The sequence below is a fragment of the Glycomyces tenuis DSM 44171 genome, from assembly GCF_000427885.1.
GTDB lineage: Bacteria > Actinomycetota > Actinomycetes > Mycobacteriales > Micromonosporaceae > Glycomyces > Glycomyces tenuis.
On the sequence record NZ_ATYW01000025.1, the window covers coordinates 18158 to 37881 of the forward strand.

General features: G+C 64.6%; 19 protein-coding genes. 11 read left to right on the forward strand and 8 right to left on the reverse strand.

Features of this window, described 5'->3' with window-relative positions:
• The first annotated feature begins 592 nt into the window (after positions 1 to 592).
• From YWW_RS0122530 to YWW_RS0122575, 10 genes are all read left to right on the forward strand, one after another.
• Positions 593 to 955 carry a hypothetical protein gene (locus YWW_RS0122530; RefSeq protein ID WP_026931882.1) on the forward strand — a complete coding sequence of 121 codons (363 nt, stop codon included), beginning with the start codon at positions 593 to 595 and terminating at the stop codon, positions 953 to 955.
• 101 nt (positions 956 to 1056) lie between these two features.
• Positions 1057 to 1443: a hypothetical protein gene (locus tag YWW_RS0122535; RefSeq protein WP_026931883.1), complete on the forward strand. Its 387-nt coding sequence runs from the start codon at positions 1057 to 1059 to the stop codon at positions 1441 to 1443.
• A gap of 188 nt (positions 1444 to 1631) precedes the next feature.
• Positions 1632 to 2732 (forward strand): hypothetical protein, encoded by a 1101-nt coding sequence (locus tag YWW_RS0122540; RefSeq protein WP_026931884.1) that lies wholly within the window; start codon positions 1632 to 1634, stop codon positions 2730 to 2732.
• Positions 2733 to 2821: 89 nt separating this feature from the next.
• Positions 2822 to 3292 carry a hypothetical protein gene (locus YWW_RS0122545; protein ID WP_155830338.1) on the forward strand — a complete coding sequence of 157 codons (471 nt, stop codon included), beginning with the start codon at positions 2822 to 2824 and terminating at the stop codon, positions 3290 to 3292.
• Entirely contained in the window at positions 3289 to 3747 is a 459-nt protein-coding gene (locus YWW_RS0122550) for a hypothetical protein (protein WP_026931886.1), read from the forward strand. The genes YWW_RS0122545 and YWW_RS0122550 overlap by 4 nt, the downstream gene beginning before the upstream one ends.
• Before the next feature lie 3 nt (positions 3748 to 3750).
• Positions 3751 to 4215, forward strand: coding sequence for a hypothetical protein (locus YWW_RS0122555; RefSeq protein WP_026931887.1), 465 nt, complete (start codon positions 3751 to 3753; stop codon positions 4213 to 4215).
• Between the two features lie 98 nt (positions 4216 to 4313).
• Positions 4314 to 5306 (forward strand): DUF4192 family protein, encoded by a 993-nt coding sequence (locus YWW_RS0122560; RefSeq protein WP_026931888.1) that lies wholly within the window; start codon positions 4314 to 4316, stop codon positions 5304 to 5306.
• Entirely contained in the window at positions 5306 to 5779 is a 474-nt protein-coding gene (locus YWW_RS0122565; RefSeq protein ID WP_026931889.1) for a hypothetical protein, read from the forward strand. Before YWW_RS0122560 ends, YWW_RS0122565 begins: the two co-directional genes overlap by 1 nt.
• Positions 5776 to 6252, forward strand: coding sequence for a hypothetical protein (locus YWW_RS0122570; RefSeq protein ID WP_026931890.1), 477 nt, complete (start codon positions 5776 to 5778; stop codon positions 6250 to 6252). The genes YWW_RS0122565 and YWW_RS0122570 overlap by 4 nt, the downstream gene beginning before the upstream one ends.
• On the forward strand, positions 6249 to 6752 hold the full coding sequence (locus tag YWW_RS0122575; RefSeq protein WP_026931891.1) for a hypothetical protein: 504 nt from the start codon (positions 6249 to 6251) through the stop codon (positions 6750 to 6752). The genes YWW_RS0122570 and YWW_RS0122575 overlap by 4 nt, the downstream gene beginning before the upstream one ends.
• Positions 6753 to 6843: 91 nt before the next feature.
• On the opposite strand, the gene YWW_RS34450 is transcribed toward YWW_RS0122575, so the two are convergent.
• The 4 genes from YWW_RS34450 to YWW_RS0122590 all read right to left on the reverse strand — a co-directional run bounded on the left by YWW_RS34450 (position 6844) and on the right by YWW_RS0122590 (position 13776).
• Complete coding sequence (locus tag YWW_RS34450; RefSeq protein WP_155830339.1) at positions 6844 to 7365, reverse strand: A24 family peptidase; 522 nt, start codon at positions 7363 to 7365, stop codon at positions 6844 to 6846.
• A gap of 191 nt (positions 7366 to 7556) precedes the next feature.
• Positions 7557 to 11009: a DEAD/DEAH box helicase family protein gene (locus YWW_RS0122585; RefSeq protein WP_035700085.1), complete on the reverse strand. Its 3453-nt coding sequence runs from the start codon at positions 11007 to 11009 to the stop codon at positions 7557 to 7559.
• A 26-nt stretch (positions 11010 to 11035) separates the two neighbouring features.
• The gene (locus tag YWW_RS35355; protein WP_081687685.1) at positions 11036 to 12253 is read right to left on the reverse strand and encodes a restriction endonuclease subunit S; all 1218 of its coding nucleotides are present in this window, start codon (positions 12251 to 12253) and stop codon (positions 11036 to 11038) included.
• A complete protein-coding gene (locus YWW_RS0122590; RefSeq protein ID WP_026931893.1) occupies positions 12250 to 13776 on the reverse strand; it encodes a type I restriction-modification system subunit M in 1527 nt (508 codons plus the stop codon). Before YWW_RS0122590 ends, YWW_RS35355 begins: the two co-directional genes overlap by 4 nt.
• Before the next feature lie 90 nt (positions 13777 to 13866).
• On the opposite strand from YWW_RS0122590, the gene YWW_RS0122595 reads away from it, so the two are divergent.
• Entirely contained in the window at positions 13867 to 15162 is a 1296-nt protein-coding gene (locus YWW_RS0122595; RefSeq protein ID WP_026931894.1) for a hypothetical protein, read from the forward strand.
• Positions 15163 to 15188: 26 nt separating this feature from the next.
• On the opposite strand, the gene YWW_RS0122600 is transcribed toward YWW_RS0122595, so the two are convergent.
• Genes YWW_RS0122600 through YWW_RS34455 form a run of 4 tightly spaced genes read right to left on the reverse strand, consistent with a single transcriptional unit; the run spans position 15189 to position 19486 of the window.
• Positions 15189 to 15728: a flavoprotein gene (locus YWW_RS0122600; RefSeq protein WP_026931895.1), complete on the reverse strand. Its 540-nt coding sequence runs from the start codon at positions 15726 to 15728 to the stop codon at positions 15189 to 15191.
• Positions 15725 to 17107, reverse strand: coding sequence for a helix-turn-helix transcriptional regulator (locus tag YWW_RS32360; protein WP_051326199.1), 1383 nt, complete (start codon positions 17105 to 17107; stop codon positions 15725 to 15727). Before YWW_RS32360 ends, YWW_RS0122600 begins: the two co-directional genes overlap by 4 nt.
• Positions 17108 to 17136: 29 nt before the next feature.
• On the reverse strand, positions 17137 to 18015 hold the full coding sequence (locus tag YWW_RS0122610) for a phosphotransferase (protein ID WP_051326206.1): 879 nt from the start codon (positions 18013 to 18015) through the stop codon (positions 17137 to 17139).
• 40 nt (positions 18016 to 18055) lie between these two features.
• Entirely contained in the window at positions 18056 to 19486 is a 1431-nt protein-coding gene (locus YWW_RS34455; protein WP_051815774.1) for a helix-turn-helix domain-containing protein, read from the reverse strand.
• Positions 19487 to 19724 lie beyond the last annotated feature (238 nt).

Genomic DNA, 19724 nt, shown 5'->3' on the forward strand with positions numbered 1-19724 from the left:
ACGGATCCGGGCGTTGACCTGGGACGAGAGAAGGGATTGCGCACCTTCCTGTTGTAGCAGAGCTCTGCTGGCCCTGGTGTACCTCGGACGGAGGTCGGACCGGTCACCGCTCGTCGAGCGTCGGGTAGTCGCAGGCTCGCGACGCGAGGGTAGTCGAGGGTAGCCGGTTACCCTCCCGTAGAACCGGTCGTATCGCCTGGGTAACCGGCTAGCGTCGAGGCATAGCAATTTTTCATCCGTACACACCGAGCGCAGGCCGAGCCTGACACGAGCGGGGCACCGCTACCGGACCTCCCACCAGCCGACGCTGGTCGGACCCGGCAGCCGCCCAACTCGGCGGACTCATCACTTGCACTCAGCCGCCCACCAAAGGCGGCACACCGAGCTTCATGCTCGGCCCGACCGCCCTCGACGGCGGCAACCTCAGTCTGTGCTGAGGATTCCTTCTCGGACCACCCAATCACGGGCGGCGCGCACGGCGACACCGTGCCAGACCGGGACTCTCCTGTATCCACGCGCGCCGGTTACCGACGCGCAGCTTCGCCGTGCCTACGCACCACGAAGCCTCCACCGCAACTCAAAGGAGAAAACCATGATCCGCCAATTCGAGGTCGGCCAGCGCGTCCGTGTCCGCCCCATCCTGCACCTGCCCGCCACCCCGTTCACGACCTACCGGAAGAAGGCCGCGCACACCTACCCGGCGACCGTGGTCGAGACGCTCCACCACCCGGTGGGGACTTTCATCCGCGTCGTCCTCGACGAGCACCAGAGCTTGGTGATGCGCTCCGGCGAGCGCAACATGCTCGTCCCGCCGAAGGAGCTCCACCCGTTCAAGTGCACGTGTCGCCGCTGCACCAAGCGCCCGGCCAGCAGCGGCCTCGACTACACCCGTGCCCGCGTCCGCCGCTGGGCCAGCGTCGCGTGGACGAAGTTTGAGAACCTCTTCGACTACTGAGCCCCGCGTCCATCAACCCCCCGCATAGACGAGGCGGCGCCGATCGGTGTCGCCTTTCGTTTGCCCAAGATAGGGCACATAGAGAAAGGGAGAACAGCTTCATGGGATACGAGATCAGCTACGAGGGACGGATCGAGGTCGAACCGCCGCTCGATGCCGGGACCTGGAGGCGTCTGCTTCAACCGCACCCCAGCTTTGGAGCGATCGATTCCGACGTCCCGAAGATCCTCGATCCGGACGTCCTGCCGATCCTCAGCGAGGACGGCCGCACGGTCGTCGCCGTCGAACCAGGCCCGTACGGGGTCAAGTCCGCGGCGATGGTGGGCGCGCTGCGCTGCCTGGCGCACATCGCGGCCCTCGCCAATGAGGAGGGGCACTTCTGCCGGTTTCCCGGCCACTTCGATGGCACCGGTGAAGACGGGGAGCGCTACAAGGTCGAGATCGATCTGGCCGACGTCCTCAAGCACGACGAGACCGACGAGGAATAACGCCCCGGGCATAACCGACTGGAAGGAGCAACGCCTCTGAGCTGATCCAGGGACTCACCGACGAATACCCGAGTGCCGATACGAACCGGCTCTGTCCGGAGGCATGGGCACTCCGCATGGCTTGGCGCCGCACCGGAGCCAAGCCATTTTTCATGCACACCAAAACCATTGAAAGGTGATAAACCATCATGGCGAATGCCAAAGAGGCCAGCCGCGCCGTAGCGGCGCTGCTGGGGAACAACCCTGGGGAATACAGCCTCGCCGAAGTCATTGAGGGGACTGCGGCCCTCGAATCCACCGAGATGACCGAAAACCAGGCCGTCCGAGCCCTGGACCGCCTGGTCAAGGAAGGCCGCACCGTCGTCACCGGGGAAGGAGACGAGCGCCGTTGGAGGGCCGCCGCACCGGCTGAAGCAGACGGTGAGCCGGAACCCGCCGAAGAGGAAGAACCCGAGGCAACAGAGCTCGACGCCGGTGAGGACACGGCCGATGGCGAGACGGCCGGCAGCTCTGACAAGAGCGACGAGGAAGCGTCCGAAGACACCGAGGCCGACAGCGACACCGACGAGGCCGAATCGGACGGGAACCAGGAAGAGGGCGGCAGGCCCGAGACCGAAACAGCAGCGGACGAGCCGCCCGCCACCTTCGAGCCGCTGCCCGACCCGGACCCGCAGGTCCTCCACATCGCCAGGACCCTCGCCGACATCGGCGAACCGATCGGTCTGCTGGACCTGTGCGACCGGGCCTACCTCCCGACCAAGCGCCGCCTGGTGCTCAATGCGCTGCGCGCGATGGCCGAGCACGGCCTGGTCGAGTGCTCCAACCCGTACAACCCGGACCAGCCCGGAACGATCTGGACGGTCGTCCACGGCGGCGACCTGATGGAAGCCGCCGCGCGGGTGCAGCTCCACGACGCCCCCGACGCCATCACCTGCCCCACCTGCGGGCAGACGAAGACGATCGGGGGCACGTCCCGGCCGCGCAAGGCGGGCACCGGAGTCCGCAACGACGGCAAGCGGACGCTCGCACCCGGGGAGCTGACCGGCATGGTGATCGACTGGGTGACCGACCCGCAGAACACGGGCGAGGAGATCACCGTCCGCCAGATCACGAAGGAACTGGTGGCGGCCCACCCGGACAAGGTCAGCGACAACTCCGACGGGGCGGTCAAGAACGCCTTGGACCGGCTGTGCCGCCCCGACCACCGCCGCCTCAAGCACCCGAGCAAGGCGCTCGTTGCGCTGGTTCGCGAGACCGGCCCCCGCACCTACCGCTGCCTCGGCATCTGACGAGTCGGCATTCCGATTCAGAAACGTGTTGCCGCCGAAGAGCCTCGGCTCTTCGGCGGCAACACCCTACCCCATGAAAGGGGAAGTTCTTGACAGATCGAACTCAACCACACCTGATAGGAGAGGGACGCCTGGTCGTCCCACCGGCAGAGTCCGACTCACGCCGATACGGCACCGTCCTGCTCCTCGACGAGCACGGCAACCCGGTGCAACTGCGCGAGATGAAGGCCGCCCACGCGGCAGCGCTGACCGCCACCGTCCCCGCGCCGATAGCGCAGGCCGAGGGGCGACGGGCATGCACCGAACTGCTCGGCGTCGGCGCGTTGTTCTTCGAACGCTCCAGCTGGAACGACCGGCCCGCGCTGGCGGTGGGCGTGCGACCCCGCGACGGCCGCCAAGCGTGGTGGCTCGAGCCCGGAACGCTGGGGAGGCTGAAGGACATCCAGGTCCAGATCGAGGCTCACCGTTCATGGCCGCGATGCGCCTGCCTGCCCGTCCAGGAGAAGCCCGATCGCCGGAAGCGCGGAGACCGATCGCGAAGGCGCGGTGGTGCGCTATGACCGTCACCGTCATCGAGGTCGTCGGGGAAGGGGTTCTCCGGATTCCCAAGCCCGAAGGTGAGACACGCCGATTCGGCATGGTAGCCCTCGTCGTCGACGGCGGCAGAGCGATGCTCACCGGGGTTCCCAAAGGCGTTCGAGCGCAGCTGGTCGCGGTGAAGCTCAAGAAGGTCACCACGAGACGCCGACGCTGGTTGAAGCCCGGGGTGAAGGTGCGCACCAAGACCGTGGAGATTCCCGTCCTTCTCGGCGAAGGCGAGGTCTTCACCGCTGCGCTCGGCGAGGCACCGACTCCCGACGCGATCGGAGTCAAACCCGCCCGTCCTGCCCCGAACCCGTGGCTCGACGTCGCGGCGCTCCGAGAAGTCGAGGGCCGACCGGTCCGCCTCGAACTCCACCGCACGCCCGAAGTGCGTCGGCGGGAACGGGAAACGAACCAGAGAAAGGAGGCATGAGGCATGCCGAAACGCAGGAAGATCCACGAACTCGGCGAAGGCGTCCTCACCTGGCCGGTAGGAGAGGCGCCGTTCGTGTCGGAGAACTGCGTTGCCTTGCTCGGCGAGGGCAACCAGTGGGTGCGCTTCGCGAACCCGCCGGTCGGGAAGGTCATGCGGCTGACCGCCGTCGTCCGCACCGTCAGGGGCCCGGTCCTGAAAGCCGACACCGAACGCGGCGTGGCACCGAGCATCCCATTCCAAGACGAACTGATCGTCCTCGGTCACGGAATCGTCTTCACCGGCAATGCGCACGGGCTCGATGCCACCGCAGTCGGCGTGCTGCCGATCGAAGACGTGATGAGCGCTGACGACTGGCTCGACCGATTCGCCCTCTACCGGGCGCACAACCACATCGTCCGCCTCCGAGCCGAGGAAGGACCGGTGCCGTACATCGTGCGGCAGCGAAACCCGGTGAACGCCGCCTGACAGCGGCGCTCACCAGAGCCGAAAACCAGTGCGGCCGAGTCGATTAGGACCCGCTCGGCCGCACGCCACAACACCAAACCCGTTGAAAGGAAAGTGCAGTGAACCTGCAATCGTACGGCATCTCCGGGGTGCTCGACACCCTCGAACCCGCCGAGATGGTCGGACTCCCGACCTACATCTTCGAACGTCCGCTCAACCAGGAACTCGTCGTCATCGGCGCCTTCGGCGGCGAACCCCGCGCCTACACGTCCTGGCCGATGGCCGCACTGACCGCCGCCGAATCGCGCATGTCTCTGGCCCGCGACTGGGCCGGCGACGAGTTCGACGCGATCTACCTCATCGGCTACCACACCGAGGCCGACGTGGCGGCGAGTGCAGTCGTCAGGGCGCGCGCTGCTCTCGACGAGATCGGCGTCAAGACCGTCACCCGCGTGCGGAGCCTGGCCGCCACCCGTACGCAGTGGGCCTTCGCCGACGACGTCCACCGCGACGATGCGGCTCCGCTGGCCGCGATCGTCCGCCCCAACCCGGCCCAAGGCCGCCTCGAAGCGCTCCTGTTCCGAGCGGCCTGTCGCAAGCGCTACGCGGCACGGGTGCTTCGCCCCCTCGACGGCGACCGAGCCGCGACCGCCGAACGCATCGCCGCGAAGTGCCGCGCCGACCGGGCCGAATACACCGACCCGGCTCTGCAGGCCGATCACGACGAGCGCCTCTACCGGCGCTGCATGGCCGACCCGTTGGGACCGAGCATGCCCTGCGCGATCGCCCTCGGCATCGCCGCCGTGGCCAACCCCGACGTCGTCTCGGACGCGATCGACGACATCCTCGAGGGCAGCGACCGCGCCCACATGCTGTGGTGCCAGGTCGCCCGGGAGACGACCGGCACCGAGCGTGCCACGGCAGCGGCTCTCGCGGCGCTGTCGGCCTGGAGCGAGGGTGACGAGGTCGCGATCGTGTTCGCCGAGATCGCGCTCGACGCCGACCCCGACGGCCCACTGGCCTGGACGGTCTGGAACCTCACCTGTACGGGTACGGCACCCGAGTCGGTGCGGCTCCTCTCGGGAGCCTGGCGCGAAGGCGAGGCCGCCTGATGGACGACGCGACGCACGTCTGCATCAACCAGCTCCTCGCCAACGAGATGGAGCGCAACGTCATCAACGGGACCAGCACGATCCTCGGCGTCTACCGGCACGAACCGGCCATCGTCACGATGCGCCTGTCCGAGGTCGGACAGGCACTGGGGGTCTTCTCCGGAGCCGGAAAGGAGGTCGAGAAGCGGCTGACCGAGGTCGCCGAGCAGATCGAGCGCGGCGAAGTGTCCGCCGAGTCCAGGCGGCTGATCGGCATCGCGTTCGTGCTCGAAGTCCAGCCGGAGGGCCGACCGATGCACCTGCTCACCGCCGTCTTCAATGACCGCACGGTGCATCGGATCGGCTGGAGCCGAGACGAGGCCAGCCCGACGGGGCTGATCACGGTTCCGGCAGATCACGATCTGAAAGGCGATCCGTTCGTGGCGGGCGTGACCGCTGTCCTCCGTGCCCTGACCGGAGGTGAGCTGTCGTGATCCGGATCGACCCGAAGCTCGCCTGGCAGATCGCCCAACTGGCCAAGGAGTGCCGTGCTCAGCGCCTGGGCGGCCTGTGGGGTGTTTTCCCCGCTCCGCAAGGCCAACGCTTCGAGATCAACTTCGTCTACGACGACGCCGACCAGCGTCACCTGGCCCGAGGCACGGACGTCAATATCCGGGAGATCTTCTCCCGCTGTATCGACGACGTGCGTCGAGACCGGGAGAACCTGGCGGTCGAGAAGCTCCAGGCGCTCGCGGCCGTCTACCGAGTGAGTCGCGGGCGACATGTCTGGCAGACGGTCGTGATTGAACGTTCCGCCGTCGTCTACGGCTGGTCCTCGCCCAACGGCATCGACGCCGCCGTCGCCAACGCTCTGAAGGGCATGAACGCCCTGGGCTTCCTGTCCATGGCGCTCCCCGAGCTGCTGTCCGACCTGATCCACGAGCCCGGAAAGGGGCAGACGGCATGATCGACGAAGGCGATCTCCCGGCGGCCATGGTCTGCGCAGCCTGCTCGCAGCCGCTGAGCCGCCGCATTCCGCTCAACGAGTTCGGTGAACAGGTCGGGGACGTGGTCTACACCCACGTCAGGCACCATGAGGCTGACCACGAAGCGGTCCCGCAGCCGCGGGCCGAGCACTTCGAGGAAGACCTCACCCAGTTCTGCGACTTCTGCACCTCCACGAAGGTCAGATGGCGCTATCGGGCCCCGGGTATCCAGATGATCGTTATCGGCGAGGACGACGCTCCGGTCGGGCGGCACCACTCCAGCAGCGACTGGGCCGCTTGCGAGCTGTGCGCCCGGCTCATCGAACGCCGCTCGAAGAAGGCGCTGCTTCAGCGGGCGCTGCTGGCTTGGGACGACGAGGAGGCTCGCGAAGTGATCCGCGAAAGCGTTCGAGGTCTTCACGAGGCGTTCTTCACGACACTTCAACCCGGACGTCACCGCGTCCCCAGAGGAAGGAGGTAGTCCACGCCCGTGGAGTCGGAGCGAAGGCTCCGGCTCCACGACCCCCGCATGAAGCGGGTCTTTTTTCGTATCCAATAAGTCTACTTTGGACTCATAGGATCTGGGCCGCCGCGAGTGCCACCGCGCCCCAGCACCCGCCCAACAGCCACGGCCCCAACGGCAGGTACCCGCCGCTATGGCCAGCCCGCCAGCGGCCCACCAGGGCGGCTACCGCCGCCAGTAGAAACCCCAAGGTGACCCCGGCCCACACCGCCGCCCACGACCACCATCCGGTGTAGAGCCCGATCGCCGCCAGCAGCATCACATCCCCGAGGCCGACCTGCCCGCCGAAACCCCACCACCACGCCAGTGCGAGCACTCCCACCACCAGAAACGCTAGAACAGCACGCTGAAGCTGAACCGTCCCGCTTGAGAGCGCGTCGACGCCGAAGCAGATCAGCCCCAGAACAAGCGCCCCACCGCTGAAGACGAAGGGCAAACGGTGGCTGAACGCATCAATCCCCGCCACCACCGGGGTCACGGAGGCGAACAGCGCGAACGCGACCGTCGAAGGCTGCTCACCGAGACCTACCGCCGCCAACAGTCCGCCGCCCGCGCCGAGGAGGACGAGCATCCCCCCCATTAGCGCTTGACGGCCGACCTCGAGGCTGTGGAGACTCGACCCGCGCCCGTCAGGAGCGAGCCGAAGGGAGAAGCCCCACGACAACGCCGCCAACAACAGCCCAGAGACACCCAACACCGCGACGTACACGTTCGCAGGTTAATCGCTCGGTGTCGTCCATCGCGGCATTCTACGAACCTGCGTCAGGACATCGGCTGAGCATTCCGCTTGATGGACTTGATGACCTCTGCGATCTGCCTGACCTCCGCGGGCTCGAAGAGGCCGGCCGGACCGTCGGGGTGGATGTTGGTGAACGGCGGATCGTACATCATGCCCGGCTTCTCCAGCAGCCCGTTGACGGCGATGTAGTCGACCAACTGCTCCAAAAAGGCGTGCTGAGGCCGAGTGAGGTCGCGGTTCCTGCAGAAATCGTCTAGCGTCTTGCGGACGCTGTCGGGGTCCATACCGACGATCGTGCGCAGGTACAGGCCGAGCCCGCTGTGCTGTTCGGCAGCCCAGCTGAGGTCCTCGGCCGTGGCCATGCCGAGTTCGATGAAGATCCTCTCCAGAAGTTCCAGCTCCACCGCGGTGACAGGTTGATTGCGATAGAGCTTGTCGACGGTCTCCTGGTCGGTTCGATTGCGAAGGTAGGAGCGGATCTTGATGTGGAAGTTCTTGTGGTCGACGGTGCTGGACGCGCCGATGAGGCTGGCTTCCGAGACCTCGCCGAGGGTGTCCTCGAAGTCCGTGTACACGGGATTGCGTCGGGTCTTCTCGATGAATCGGACCAGGCCGCGGATCCTGCGGCGCATCCGCTCCAGCAGCGGAACCGTGACATCCACCCACCACTCGTCGCCGGCGAGCTCCTCGAGGAACACCGCCTGTTCGGCGACCATGGGGATCGTCGTCTGGTCGAGCAGCAGCCGTGCCGTTGTCGCGGCGCGGTCCCGCAGCCGGTCGAATGACGGGTCGTGCTGGAGCACGGCGAGCTGGAGACGCAGGGCGAGCAGGTCGAACCGTTTGGCTTCGGGACTGGTGTCCTCGTCGGGCTTGTAGGCGGTGGGGAGCCCGGCCAGATCGACGGCATTGCCGTAAGACTCGCTGGTCAGGGGCGGCTCCCAGGCGGAGAACTCGGCGAAGTGCTCGACCTGCTCGAGATGCGGGCGGACCCGGAAGTTGTCTCGGTTCATGCCGGCCACTTCGTCGTGGAGCCGACGAGCTGAAGCCTCACGGAGCGCGGATGTCGTCTGCTCGGGGTCGACGTTCGCCCCGTCGACTGCCGGAGTGTCGTGGTCGTTGTGGTCGAGCTCGAAGACCAGTTCGGCCCGGTGGCGGAACAGCTGCTCGGACAACGACGGAGCCACGCGGCCTTCGCTGCTGGGCATGTTCTGGTTGAAGAAGTCGAGGTTGCCGCAGACGTCGAAGACCAGGAACTCGGTCTTGTCGCGGCCGGGGCCGAACAAGTCCTTACGCAGGCGGGTCCCGCGACCGATCATCTGCCAGAACTTCGTCTTGGACCGGATCGGTTTGAACAGCAGGAGGTTGGCGACTTCGGGCACGTCGATGCCGGTATCGAGCATGTCGACCGAGACCGCCACGTCCAGCGGATTGTCGGGGTCGGAGAAGTCGTCGATGAGCTGCTCGGCGTAGGGCTCGCTGTAGGTAATGACCCGGGCGGTCTGCCCGGCGTACTGGGGGTAGCGGACGTCGAACCGCTTGACGATCTCGCGGGCGTGCAGCTCGTTGCGGGCGAAGACGATGGTCTTGCCGATCCGCTCCCCGCCGTCGACTTTCAGCCCGTACTCCATGAGCACTTCGAGGGCCTTGTCGATGGTGTCGGCGTTCATCAGGTACTTGTTGACAGCGTCGGCCTCGACGAAGTCGGGGACGTTCCCCTCCGAGTCCCACTCGGCGGCATCCCACAGCTCCTTGTCTTCCTCGGAGAGGTCGTCGTAGCGCAGACCGCTGCGAGGGAACCGGAGCGGTACCTGGATCGCCCGCGGCGGTACGAGCCACGCCTCGTCGACGGCCTCCTGCAGGTCGTAGACGTCGGTGGGCATGCCGTCCTCGAGCTGGAACCGGCGGTAGGTGTTGCGGTCGATCTCGTCCTTCGGGGTGGCGGTGAGCCCGAGCAGCAGCGAGTCGAAGTGGTCGAACAGCGCGCCGTACTTCTGGTAGATCGACCGGTGGGCCTCGTCGACGATCACCAGGTCGAAATAGCCCGGACCGAAGCGGTGCTGGGTGTCGTCGCCGCGGTTCTCCACCAGGTTGGACATGGTGTTGTAGGTGGAGAAGAACATCCTGCCCTTCTCGTTCTTGTCCTTGAGCAGGTTCACCGGAGCAGAGTCGGGGAAATGCTCGGTGAACGCCTCGGCGGCCTGCTTGACCAGGGCTTTTCTGTCGGCCAAGAACAGGGCGCGTTTCACCCATCCAGCCCGCATGAGCTGGTCAACCAGGGCGATGGTGGTGCGGGTCTTGCCCGTGCCGGTAGCCATCACCAGCAGGGCGTGCCGTTGGTGCTGGTCCTCGAAGGCGTGGCCGACCGCCGCGATCGCCCGCTTCTGGTAGCGCCGACCGGCGATCTTCGGATTCACGCCGGTCTGGGGCAGGCTCAGCCTCGCGGCCCGTCGTTGCAAGAGTGACTCGAGCTCATCGGGCGTATAGAATCCGGCGACCAGGCGCGGAGGGTAGAACTTCGGCCCGTCGTCCCACAGCCAGGTCTTGTATCCGTTGGTGTAGAAGATGATCGGTCGCTGGCCGTATTGCCGTTGCAAGCAGTTAGCATAGTAGACCGCCTGCTGGCGGCCGAGTTCGGGATCCTTGCTCGTCCGTTTGGCCTCCACCACTGCGAGCGGGATGCCGTTTCGGGCGCGCAGGACGTAGTCGACTTCGCCGCGTCCTGACGTGTTCGGCATCCCCTCGACCGGCACCTCGACATCGAGGTTCTCACCGTGGACCCAGCCGGACTCCTTCAACAGCACATCGATCAGGTACGCGCGAGTCTCGCCCTCGTCGTAGTCATGGCTGTCCGGGACAGTGGCAGCAGCGGCCTTCTCCTCGGCGATCCGACGCCGCAGTCCGGCCAGCTCTGCCTCGTACGCCTCCCTGATTTCGGTGTTTTCCCGCCGGGCCTGTTCTAGGGCTTCGGCCTGGCGGGCATGGTCGTCAGCCATCTTCTGGATCTCGGCCTGGCGCTTCTTACGCTCCCCTTCGGGGAGAGGCCGCTCGATCAGCGAATGATCGAACCTCGGTGGGTTCTCGGCCAGCTCGACACCGCGGCGGCTGTAGCGCCGAGTTGCCCAGAACATGACATGCCACAGCTCCTTGACCAGGTGCATCGAGTCCCGATCCTGGGGTGGGGCGGGGCGATGGACGGCGTAGTTCCCGATGCGTCGGATCGCGTCCATCTTCGGCCAGACTTCGCCACCGACCAGGTTCTTGAAGTCGGACTCCCCGATCTTGGCACCCAGTTCGGAACGGTAGGGCAGCTCGAGGTGGGGCTCGACCTCGTACAGCCAGGTCACCAACAGTTCCAGCGTGTGGCGTGCATAGAAGCAGGAGGCGCGCGGGTCGCCAAAAGCATACCTCTCAGCTCGAGCGGCCTGCTCGAACCAGTCAGGCCGGACCGGCCGAAGGAAGTCGAAGTTACTGGCCATGGGGGTGTCCTTCCGCCACAAGGGAACTAACCTGAGACAGTCTCCCACAGCTCGCCACGGAACGCACGTGCCTGCACCGACGAAAACAGCGAGTCCAGCTCAGCCAAATGCGACTCCTGGATATCACGCAGACGGCTGATCTGCTGAACTTGCCGAGTAAACTCTCGCTGCAATTCCAGCGGAGGTTTGGGTACCTTAATCCCTCGCAGTTCTTTGGCGTTGATGTTCGCCATGCCGACAATGCTTTTGCACATGTTGCGCAAGGTCAACTTCCCGAACTTTGAGTTCAAAAATCCATTCAGGTATGCGGGATCACTCTTTGAGCCAGTTCGGACTCTAATGAGATATCCAGCATATGCCATCGGCTCTGGACCACGGTAAATTGCCGTCTTTCCGACGAGATCTGGACTATTAGTCCTATTGAACAAGAGTTCCCCATTTTTCACGAGAAATCGATCATCACCTGGAGCGTCTGGCAGGTATTTCATATCGTGAAGACTAACTTGACCCGAGCTAGTTATGTTTCCCATTCTAAGGATTGGTAGGATACCATGATTGGCTGCTTTTTCGCTCGAGCCATATTGAGTTGATTCGATTAGGTCCCCAATCGTCACCATGGGCCAATTGCCACGGCCAAGAATAGCCTCTCCGAACATCTGAAGAAATGTTGATTGTTCAAGATTGTCGAGCAGTGAGAGTGTTTTACGGCGTTGCTCGCGGAGGGCAGCTATTTGGTCCAGCAGAGACACAATCTTCCGCTGCTCTTTCATTGGAGGGAGAGGGATTTCGGTGGAGAGGAAAGTATCCGTATTAATTGTTGCCTGGTTGACCCATTGGCGACACATTCCCTCGAATGCTCTAATTGAAAACAGGAACTGCATCCAGCGGGCAACATATGAAGAGTTGGCTATACGATCATTGGTGCGGAGGCGTAGAAAATGGTTGCTAAAGGTTGCTGTCTCTGGGAAATCTTTGAAGAGAGCAGTTTTTCCCACTAGGTTGGGAGTGTTGGTGACATTGAACAGTATGTCACCAGTGGTCAGATCGGATTTGGCGATCGCCTTATGGTCCTGCGGAACGCGTCGCTGTTTCGAGAGATCCCATGTTCCCTCGGGGGTAATGTTGTTCATTCGAATTTGGAGGATGCCGGTAGGCGAATCTTTGCCGTAGGCAAATCCGGATTTGATACTAGTGAACACCTCTGACAAGGGCACAAGGTCCCATGAGGTAGAAAGAGTGCTCACTTGATCAGCCCCTTCAAATCACTCAACCCATGTTGAATACTATTTTCTATGTTTTCGAGCTCCTCGATGATTTCTAGTGGAGGGCGATGTTCGGTCTCCTCATAAACAATTTCCTTGTAGCGATTGAGGCTGAGATCGTAGTCGGTTGCTTCGATTTCCCCGCGCGGGACACAGAAACTCTGTTCGGTTCTGGCTCGGTCGAGCTCATCGGTCTTCCTCTCGTGCCAGCGAGCGAGGACATCAGGGAGATTGTTCTTGGTGTGGTCCTCATCATCAAGCTGTTCACGCGGGACGGCGCCAAACTTGGCTTCGTCTAGCAGCAGGAGCCGCTTGTCGTCGAGGCTTTGACCGTCGGCCTGCACATCGTAGAACCAGACGTTGTCGGTACCGCCTGAATCGGTGCGGGTGAAGAAGAGGATCGCGGTTGACACTCCCGCGTATGGTTTAAATACCCCGGAAGGCAGCTTCACGACCGCATCGAGCTTGTGATCGTCAACTAGCTTCTGGCGTAGGGCCTTGTGAGCCTTTGTGGAGCCGAACAGGACCCCCTCGGGGACGATGACTGCAGCCCGACCGCCAGGCTTGAGCAGGCGCAGAAACAGCGACATGAACAGCAGCTCGGTCTTCCTGGTCTTCACCACGTCCTGAAGTTTCTTGGAAGAAGACGAGAGGTCGAGGCTGCCAGCGAATGGTGGGTTCGCCAGGATCAACGAGTACCTGGAATGCTCGTCCTCGACGGCCTTCGACAGAGAATCGCGGTAGCGGATGTCAGGGTTCTGGACGTTGTGCAGGAGCATGTTCATCGAGCCGATGCGGAGCATGGTCCGGTCGAAGTCGAAGCCGTGAAACATGCTGTTGTGGAAGTGGTGGGCCTGGCTCTTGTCGAACAGCGCTTCACGGTGTTCGCGGTTCAGGTAGGCCGCGCTTGCCACGAGGAACCCAGCGCTGCCGCATGCGGGATCGCAGATTTCATCTCCGGGCTTCGGCTGAGTCATCTCGACCATGAGCTCGATGATGTGCCTCGGTGTGCGGAACTGGCCGTTCTGCCCTGATGTAGCGATCTTCGAGAGCATGTACTCGTACAGGTCGCCTTTGGTGTCACCGTCCTCGATCGGCAGCTCATCGAGCATCTCGACCACCTTCGCCAGCAAGGACGGAGTCGGGATGGTGAAGCGGGCGTCCTTCATGTGGCGCTCGTAGGTTGAGTCCTCGCCGCCGAGCTCACGCAGCCACGGGAAGACCTTATCCGCGACGATCGCGAACATGTCGGAAGGCGCTTCTTGCTTGAACTTTGACCAGCGAAGCTTCTGGATCTCCTTGTCATCGGGGTCGAAGACGGGGTTCTCGATCGGCTCCTCGTTGAGGTTGGCCTTCTTCTCGGCCCGCTCCTGAGCCTGGTCGAGCCGCTGAAGGAACATCAGGTAAGTGATCTGCTCGATCACCTCCAGCGGGTTGGAGATCCCGCCTGACCAGAACGTGTCCCAAATACGGTCGATACTGCTGCGAAGGTTGCCTTGAATCACTCGCACAGTCTACGGCCGCCCGCCGACATCGTCGCGCCACCCGGACGGGCATGGCGTGCATAGGTTGTCACACTTTGCTTAACTGGACCGGTGACACCCGTCTCGATCATCCCGTGTACCAGTGAAGTCCTGAGGTGGCTGGACCGCTGCCCTGCGGGCGCCGTCGAACCTGATGCCGAGGGCTGGCCGCGCTTCACCTATCCGACCGACCGCTGCGAGCTTCGGAAGGGCTGGCAGGTCGCACTGCTGCGCACTGACGGTGAACTCCAGGCTGTCGTCATCGCTCGTCGGGGCAAACGCGCGGGGCGGGTTGAATCGACCTTTGAAGTCCGAGCCTGGAGGCCGTTCGACGCCAGGGTCTCGGTCGAGGAGGTCCGACAGGTAGGGCGCACGGTCAAGAACGCGCTCGACCGTTCGACGGATCTGACAGAAGTCCAGGAACGAGACCTGATAGCCGAACTGGGACGTCGCATCCCCTGGCTGCCCGGGGTGATCGAAGCGTGGCGGCAGCAGACCGAGCCTGCCCCGATTCCGAACGAGGTTCTCGGTCAGCTCTCGCTCGAACGGGACGTGATGCGCACGACCTTCGGTATAGCCGGCCAGCCGATCGCCCGAATAGAGGCGCATGGCTACGAACGAGGTCATCGCAGCTTCCTACGCGGTATGACGACCGGACAGCGGGTAGGCGAGGACGCCATGATTCGCCATGATTGGATCAACCTGACCGGCTGGAACCCGCCTGTCGAGACGGATTTCGACGCGTTGACGTTCACCAACCCCGACGGTGACGGGGAGCTTACCGTCATCTACGCCAACAAGGAGCGGCTGGAGCACGGTACCGGTGCCGACTTGATCTATATCGACGAGATCCGAAACGCGCTCGTTCTGATCCAGTACAAGCGAATGAAGGACAAGGCCCCAGGAGGCGGGCCAGGATACCGTCCGGACAAGCAGCTTGAGAAGGAACTCGTACGACTTCGAGCCGTTCGGGACCACTTCGACGAACGCCCGCCCGCGGCGAACTCGTGGTCCTTCCGGCTCCTTCCGGAGCCGTGCTATGTCAAGCTGTGCGATCCGGTCGACAGTCTGGACCTCGGAACCAAGCCGGTTCCCGGGATGATGCTGCCGTTGTCGCTGTTCGAACAGGTCCATTCCGAGATCGAGGGCACCGGTCCTAAGGGCGGTACCTGCTTCTCGCGTAAGAACGTCTCACGGCACTTGAGCAGCACCTTCACTATCGACCTGATCAAGGAAGGCTGGCTGGGGACCAGGACGTCGCAGGACGCGTTCCATATCCTGAAGGACTTCTGCGACAGCGAACTCGAGGCCCGCAGGTCGCTCACTCTTGCCAAGAAATCCGGTAAACGACACAAAAAGCGAAAATAGAGTAAGGCTCTCTACTTGTTCCGGACCTACCTCGACTGCTTGGACGTCATCGTGGTGGACATCGCGAGAGCACCCGACCATGGGAAGCTCCCCAGATGCGCCGCGCCCTGGTGAGGAAGGTGAGCGGGCACGTCGTAGACCGCGACTTCTTCGGTCTTCAGAGCAGAGACGGCTTTCCGGTAGCTGGCACGGTTGGCGAGGGCGGAGTTGACGAACGGTACGACGACCACCGGGACGCCGAGGCCGATGCATTCCGAGACTATGTCCAAGGCGTAGGTGTCCGAGATGCCCGCCGCGAGTTTGCAGATGGTGTTCGCCGTAGCCGGGGCGACCACGACCGCGTCGGCCGGTGGACGTTCTCGCCTGGGAGTTCCAGGGCTGCGGTGCTCGCTGATCACTGGATGCCCTGAGGCGGATTCGAGGGTTTCGATGTCGACGAAGGCGCTTCCGGTTGGCGTGGTGAGCACGTAGCAGTCCCAGCCGTCGGCACGGGCGGCCTCGATGAACCTCGTGGCATCCGATGCTGGACCGGCACCGCAGATGACGAGGTAGACGACTCGGGTCATGCCGTGGCCAGCTTCCGGGCGAACGCGGTGGCGTGCGGGCGGATGGAGATCGGCGCGGCCCCCTCGATGATCGAAACCAGCTCGGTGACGTTCTTGCGCACTCTAACCTCCTGCGGTGCCGCTGCCTCGGCGAAATAGAGGGTGTCGAGGGCACGATCGTAGCGGCCCCACTGGGCGAACGCGGTGGCGACGTCGATGGCGAGACTCACGCGGCGTTCGACGAGGCGAATCTGGTCCATGTCAATCCGGCGTGCGAGTTCGATGGCGCGACCGGCGTCGCCAAGCACCAGCGCGATGTGAACGCGATGTACGGCGACGTTGACGGGATTGAATCCGGTGCCCCGAACGTTGCCGTTGGGATCGAGCCTGCCGCCGGCGTCGTCGGCGGCATCGAGGAGTTCGGTCGCCATCGCCCGCTTCCCCGCGTCAGCTGCAGCCACGGCACCCCGAAGCAGCAGCGCCCCGGAGACCGACAGCGTTTCCGGCGTCGGCGGATCCGAATCGAGTTTCTCAGCGTGGCTCGACGCGAAGTCGGCGGCGAAGTCGGGGTAGCCGGTGCGCATGAGCACATGGGTGACGGCGCGGGCGCTGGAAGCGATGGTGATCGGAGCGCCTGTGGCGGTCGCCGCCGACATGGAGCGGTCTGCCGCGAGCGTCGCCAGGCTTTGCTCGGAATGCTTGAGCATGACACCCGAGACGATCTGGTAGGCGTCGGCGCGGAGCGCGGTCGCCTCCTCGCCGAGGTCGTCTTCGGCTCGATGCAGATCTTGGAGCAGCCCAGGGAGGCGCTGGAGCACTTCGCGGTAGCGGCAGGACTGGTATTCGCGCTTGGCGGCCGATACTCCCGCCCGGAGCTCGCTCAAGGCGGGGAGGTCGCCTGAGCGCTCCGGCGCGTTGTTGAGAACGGCGGTGATGAGGTCGGCCAGGCCGGGAATCCGGGTGGTCTCGGTGGTGAGTAGTGCGGACCAGGTGGCGGCACTGGCGAGGAATTCACGGCGCTTCACCGGAGGCTCCTCGGACGGTTGAACTTCGGCATGCCCCAGCATGTCCCGACCTACCGGTGTTTCGCATGCTGATGAGCCGCGGTTCGGGGCATCGTCCGCTTCGAGAGCTTGTTTGTCTGCTTGGGCCTCGACGAGGCGCCAAGCACGGGCGAGGACGCCGCCGGTTTGCAGAGCCTGGTCGAGGGCCTCCGCGAGCTCATCGGTGCAGCCGCGCTCAGCCTTCTCGATCTTGCCGATCTGGGAGCCGGAGATGTAGACGCGCTGACCGAGTTCGGCCTGTGTCAGGTCGTTGCGCTTGCGGTGGTGGCGCAGCTCAGCGCCGAACCACTCCAGGAGCCCGTCCTCCGGTTCGAGTTTCTTGTCCGGGTATGGCATGACCTCTCCCTTGCCTGGAGCATCGACGTTCAGTCGGCCTTGCCGAAGACGGCGTACGGGGTCCACGAGGCGTCGGTGTCGCCTGCCATGACGCTCTCGAGCCGGAGCTTGAATTCCTCGGCCACACCGGGCGTGCTCGCCATGAGAGGGACTCCGCCGACGACGAAGGTGAGTTCGCGAGCGTCTCGAAGGACGGGCCAGGCCGGATCGGTCGTGATGTCGCGGCCGTAGGACGCGGCGAGGCGGGCGTGTTCGTCGGTGTCGGCGAACCAGATCGCCGCGGCGGCCACTGCGGCGAGATCGACTCCGGAGGGGCCGAGGCAGGTCGAGTCGAAGTCGCACAGAACCACCCGGCCGTCGGGACGGCGGAGGAGATTGCCGACATGGGCGTCGCCGTGGACGAGGGAACCTGCTGATTCGGTTATGAGGGCGTCGACCTCGGGCTCCAGCCGGTCACACCAGGTCAGAAGCGTTTCGCGGTCGTCGTCTTCGAGGGCCTCGGCGTCGGCGATGCGTTTGCGCGCAGTGCCGACCGGGTCCCATCTCGGCAGGTCGAAGTCGGGGGCCGGGAGACTGTGGAACTCCTTGAGGACGTTGCCGAGATCGTCGGCGTTCGGGGCCGACGCGGGTGGAATGAGGTCCCAGACCGTGGCGAGGAGGCCCTCGTATTCCAGGGGTTGCCGAGTGGAGCCGTGGAGGCGGATCGTCGGGGCGTCGACCTCGGCGAACCAGGAGCCGAGACGGGCCCCTTTCCGGATGCGCTCGTGGAGCTTGGTCGAGCGGGTTATCCGGACCACGATGCCCGCTTCTGGCAGCGCGTAGACGGCGTTGTTCGCCATGTGCAGGACCTGGGCGTCGCTGTCGTCGACACCGAGCTGGGCCGCGATGCCGCCCAGGGCTCGGCGCATTCGGTCGTCGGTGAACCGTCCGGCGGTCAATGCTCGCTCCCTACCGTAGGGTGATCATGTGGACGAAGTCGTCGACGTCCGAGCTGCCCGAACAGCGCTGCGCGTCGCGGCCCATGTTCACGATGCGCTCCCGCACCCGCTGCGAGAGCACCTGACCGTCGTCGGCGACCAGTCGAGCGCCGATGTCCAGCGCGGTGTCCGGCTCCCCCGCCAGGAACCAGGCCGAGCATAGTCCGACCTGGTTGAGGACGCTACTGCGCTGCATCCCCTCGTCGAATCCTTCGATCGCCCTGCGGGTCCATTCGGCGGCCTCATCGGCGAACCGGGGGTCTTGGCGGGCGAAGTCACGGTAGACCCGGCCGAACTGGGCGTCGAGCTCGGCGCGGTCGATCCAGCTGATCCACGGGGGCTCGCCGCCGGAGGTGATGCGGTCGAAGTCGTCGTTCGCGTGGTTCAACGACGCGATCGCGGCTGCTCGGTCGCCGAGAGCGGCGAACGACGTCGCGATGGTGGCGTTGAGGACGGCTTTCGTTCCCGGTGTCGCCGTGGATCTGACGCGGTCGGAGGCGAGTCGGAGGACTTCGACGGCGTCGCGGTTGTGCCGCTGGTGCTGGAACTGGCGAGCCTGGCAGTAGTGGACGAAGACGGCCAGACTCATGTTCTCCGTGGACACCGCGAGTCGCTCGGCCGCTGCGAAGTGGCGCTGCGCGGTGGAGTGGTAGCACAGGTCGAACGCAGTCCAGCCCGCCAGAAGACGGAGGTTGGCGACGGTGGTGAACAGCTCGCTCCGCAGCTGGTCAGGGTAGGAGCTGTCCAGGAGCGCTGCGGCGGCGTCCGCCACCTGGTTCAAGCTCCGGTGGACCAGCCCGCCGCCGTACTGGTAGTCGAGCGACTGGTAGAGGTCGTGGACGGCACCCAGCCTTGCCAGATCGGCCCGTCCAATACGGCGCTGTCCACTCATCCTGATGCAAGCGGTCGCGATCTGATCGACCTGTGCCATCAGATCGAGTTGCGGCTTTGCGGAGGGAACGCCGCCGTCGGCGAGGACGGCTCCGGCCGCCAGCCCCGCGCTTGCGAGGAGAAGGCTTCTCCGATCCACGGACTCTCCTGGAGCAGTTGACGAATGCGAGTCCAGCATCTCTCGGACGACGGGGCTGACGTCAACCCCTGAGCCGCGATTCTCGAAAGTGTCCGCTTCAGAAGGGAGTATGTCCGCTTGAGCCTCGATCAGACGCCAGGCGCGGGCCAGCACACCGCCGGTTCCCAGCTCCCGGTCGAGCGCTTCAGCGAGTTCCACCGAGCAGCCGCGTTGCGCCTTCTCGATCTTGCCGATCTTGGAACCGGAAGTGTAAACGCGCTGGCCGAGCTCGTCTTGGGACAGACGGCTGCGCTTGCGATGGTGGCGCAGCTCAGCGCCGAACCACTCGGCGAGGCCGTTCTCTGGCTGGAGTTGCTTCTCCGGGTAGGGCATGACCGCCTCCTCGTCCGAAGCGGACAAAGCCCCTACCAGGTTGCTGTCCGCTTCAGATGCTTGTCTAGCGCGGTGTCGTATTTCAGGCTACATACATGGCAACCGATCATGCACTCCCAGTGGCCTGGTTCCGGTGGGGACGGACCCGGAGCGCCGCTCTTGACACCGGCCCCGAGAACCGCGGGCACAGCGCCGTTCGCGGTGCGCCGGTCGAACAGGCGAGGGCCGACCTCGGGCG

Bases quoted from the DNA above. Each gene is read 5' to 3' on its own strand.
- YWW_RS0122530 (WP_026931882.1), top strand. From the start codon at position 593: ATGATCCGCCAATTCGAGGTCGGCCAGCGCGTCCGTGTCCGCCCCATC.
- YWW_RS0122535 (WP_026931883.1), top strand. From the start codon at position 1,057: ATGGGATACGAGATCAGCTACGAGGGACGGATCGAGGTCGAACCGCCG.
- YWW_RS0122540 (WP_026931884.1), top strand. From the start codon at position 1,632: ATGGCGAATGCCAAAGAGGCCAGCCGCGCCGTAGCGGCGCTGCTGGGG.
- YWW_RS0122550 (WP_026931886.1), top strand. From the start codon at position 3,289: ATGACCGTCACCGTCATCGAGGTCGTCGGGGAAGGGGTTCTCCGGATT.
- YWW_RS0122555 (WP_026931887.1), top strand. From the start codon at position 3,751: ATGCCGAAACGCAGGAAGATCCACGAACTCGGCGAAGGCGTCCTCACC.
- YWW_RS0122565 (WP_026931889.1), top strand. From the start codon at position 5,306: ATGGACGACGCGACGCACGTCTGCATCAACCAGCTCCTCGCCAACGAG.
- YWW_RS0122575 (WP_026931891.1), top strand. From the start codon at position 6,249: ATGATCGACGAAGGCGATCTCCCGGCGGCCATGGTCTGCGCAGCCTGC.
- YWW_RS34450 (WP_155830339.1), bottom strand. From the start codon at position 7,365: ATGCTCGTCCTCCTCGGCGCGGGCGGCGGACTGTTGGCGGCGGTAGGT.
- YWW_RS0122585 (WP_035700085.1), bottom strand. From the start codon at position 11,009: ATGGCCAGTAACTTCGACTTCCTTCGGCCGGTCCGGCCTGACTGGTTC.
- YWW_RS0122600 (WP_026931895.1), bottom strand. From the start codon at position 15,728: ATGACCCGAGTCGTCTACCTCGTCATCTGCGGTGCCGGTCCAGCATCG.
- YWW_RS32360 (WP_051326199.1), bottom strand. From the start codon at position 17,107: ATGCCATACCCGGACAAGAAACTCGAACCGGAGGACGGGCTCCTGGAG.
- YWW_RS0122610 (WP_051326206.1), bottom strand. From the start codon at position 18,015: ATGCGCCGAGCCCTGGGCGGCATCGCGGCCCAGCTCGGTGTCGACGAC.
- YWW_RS34455 (WP_051815774.1), bottom strand. From the start codon at position 19,486: ATGCCCTACCCGGAGAAGCAACTCCAGCCAGAGAACGGCCTCGCCGAG.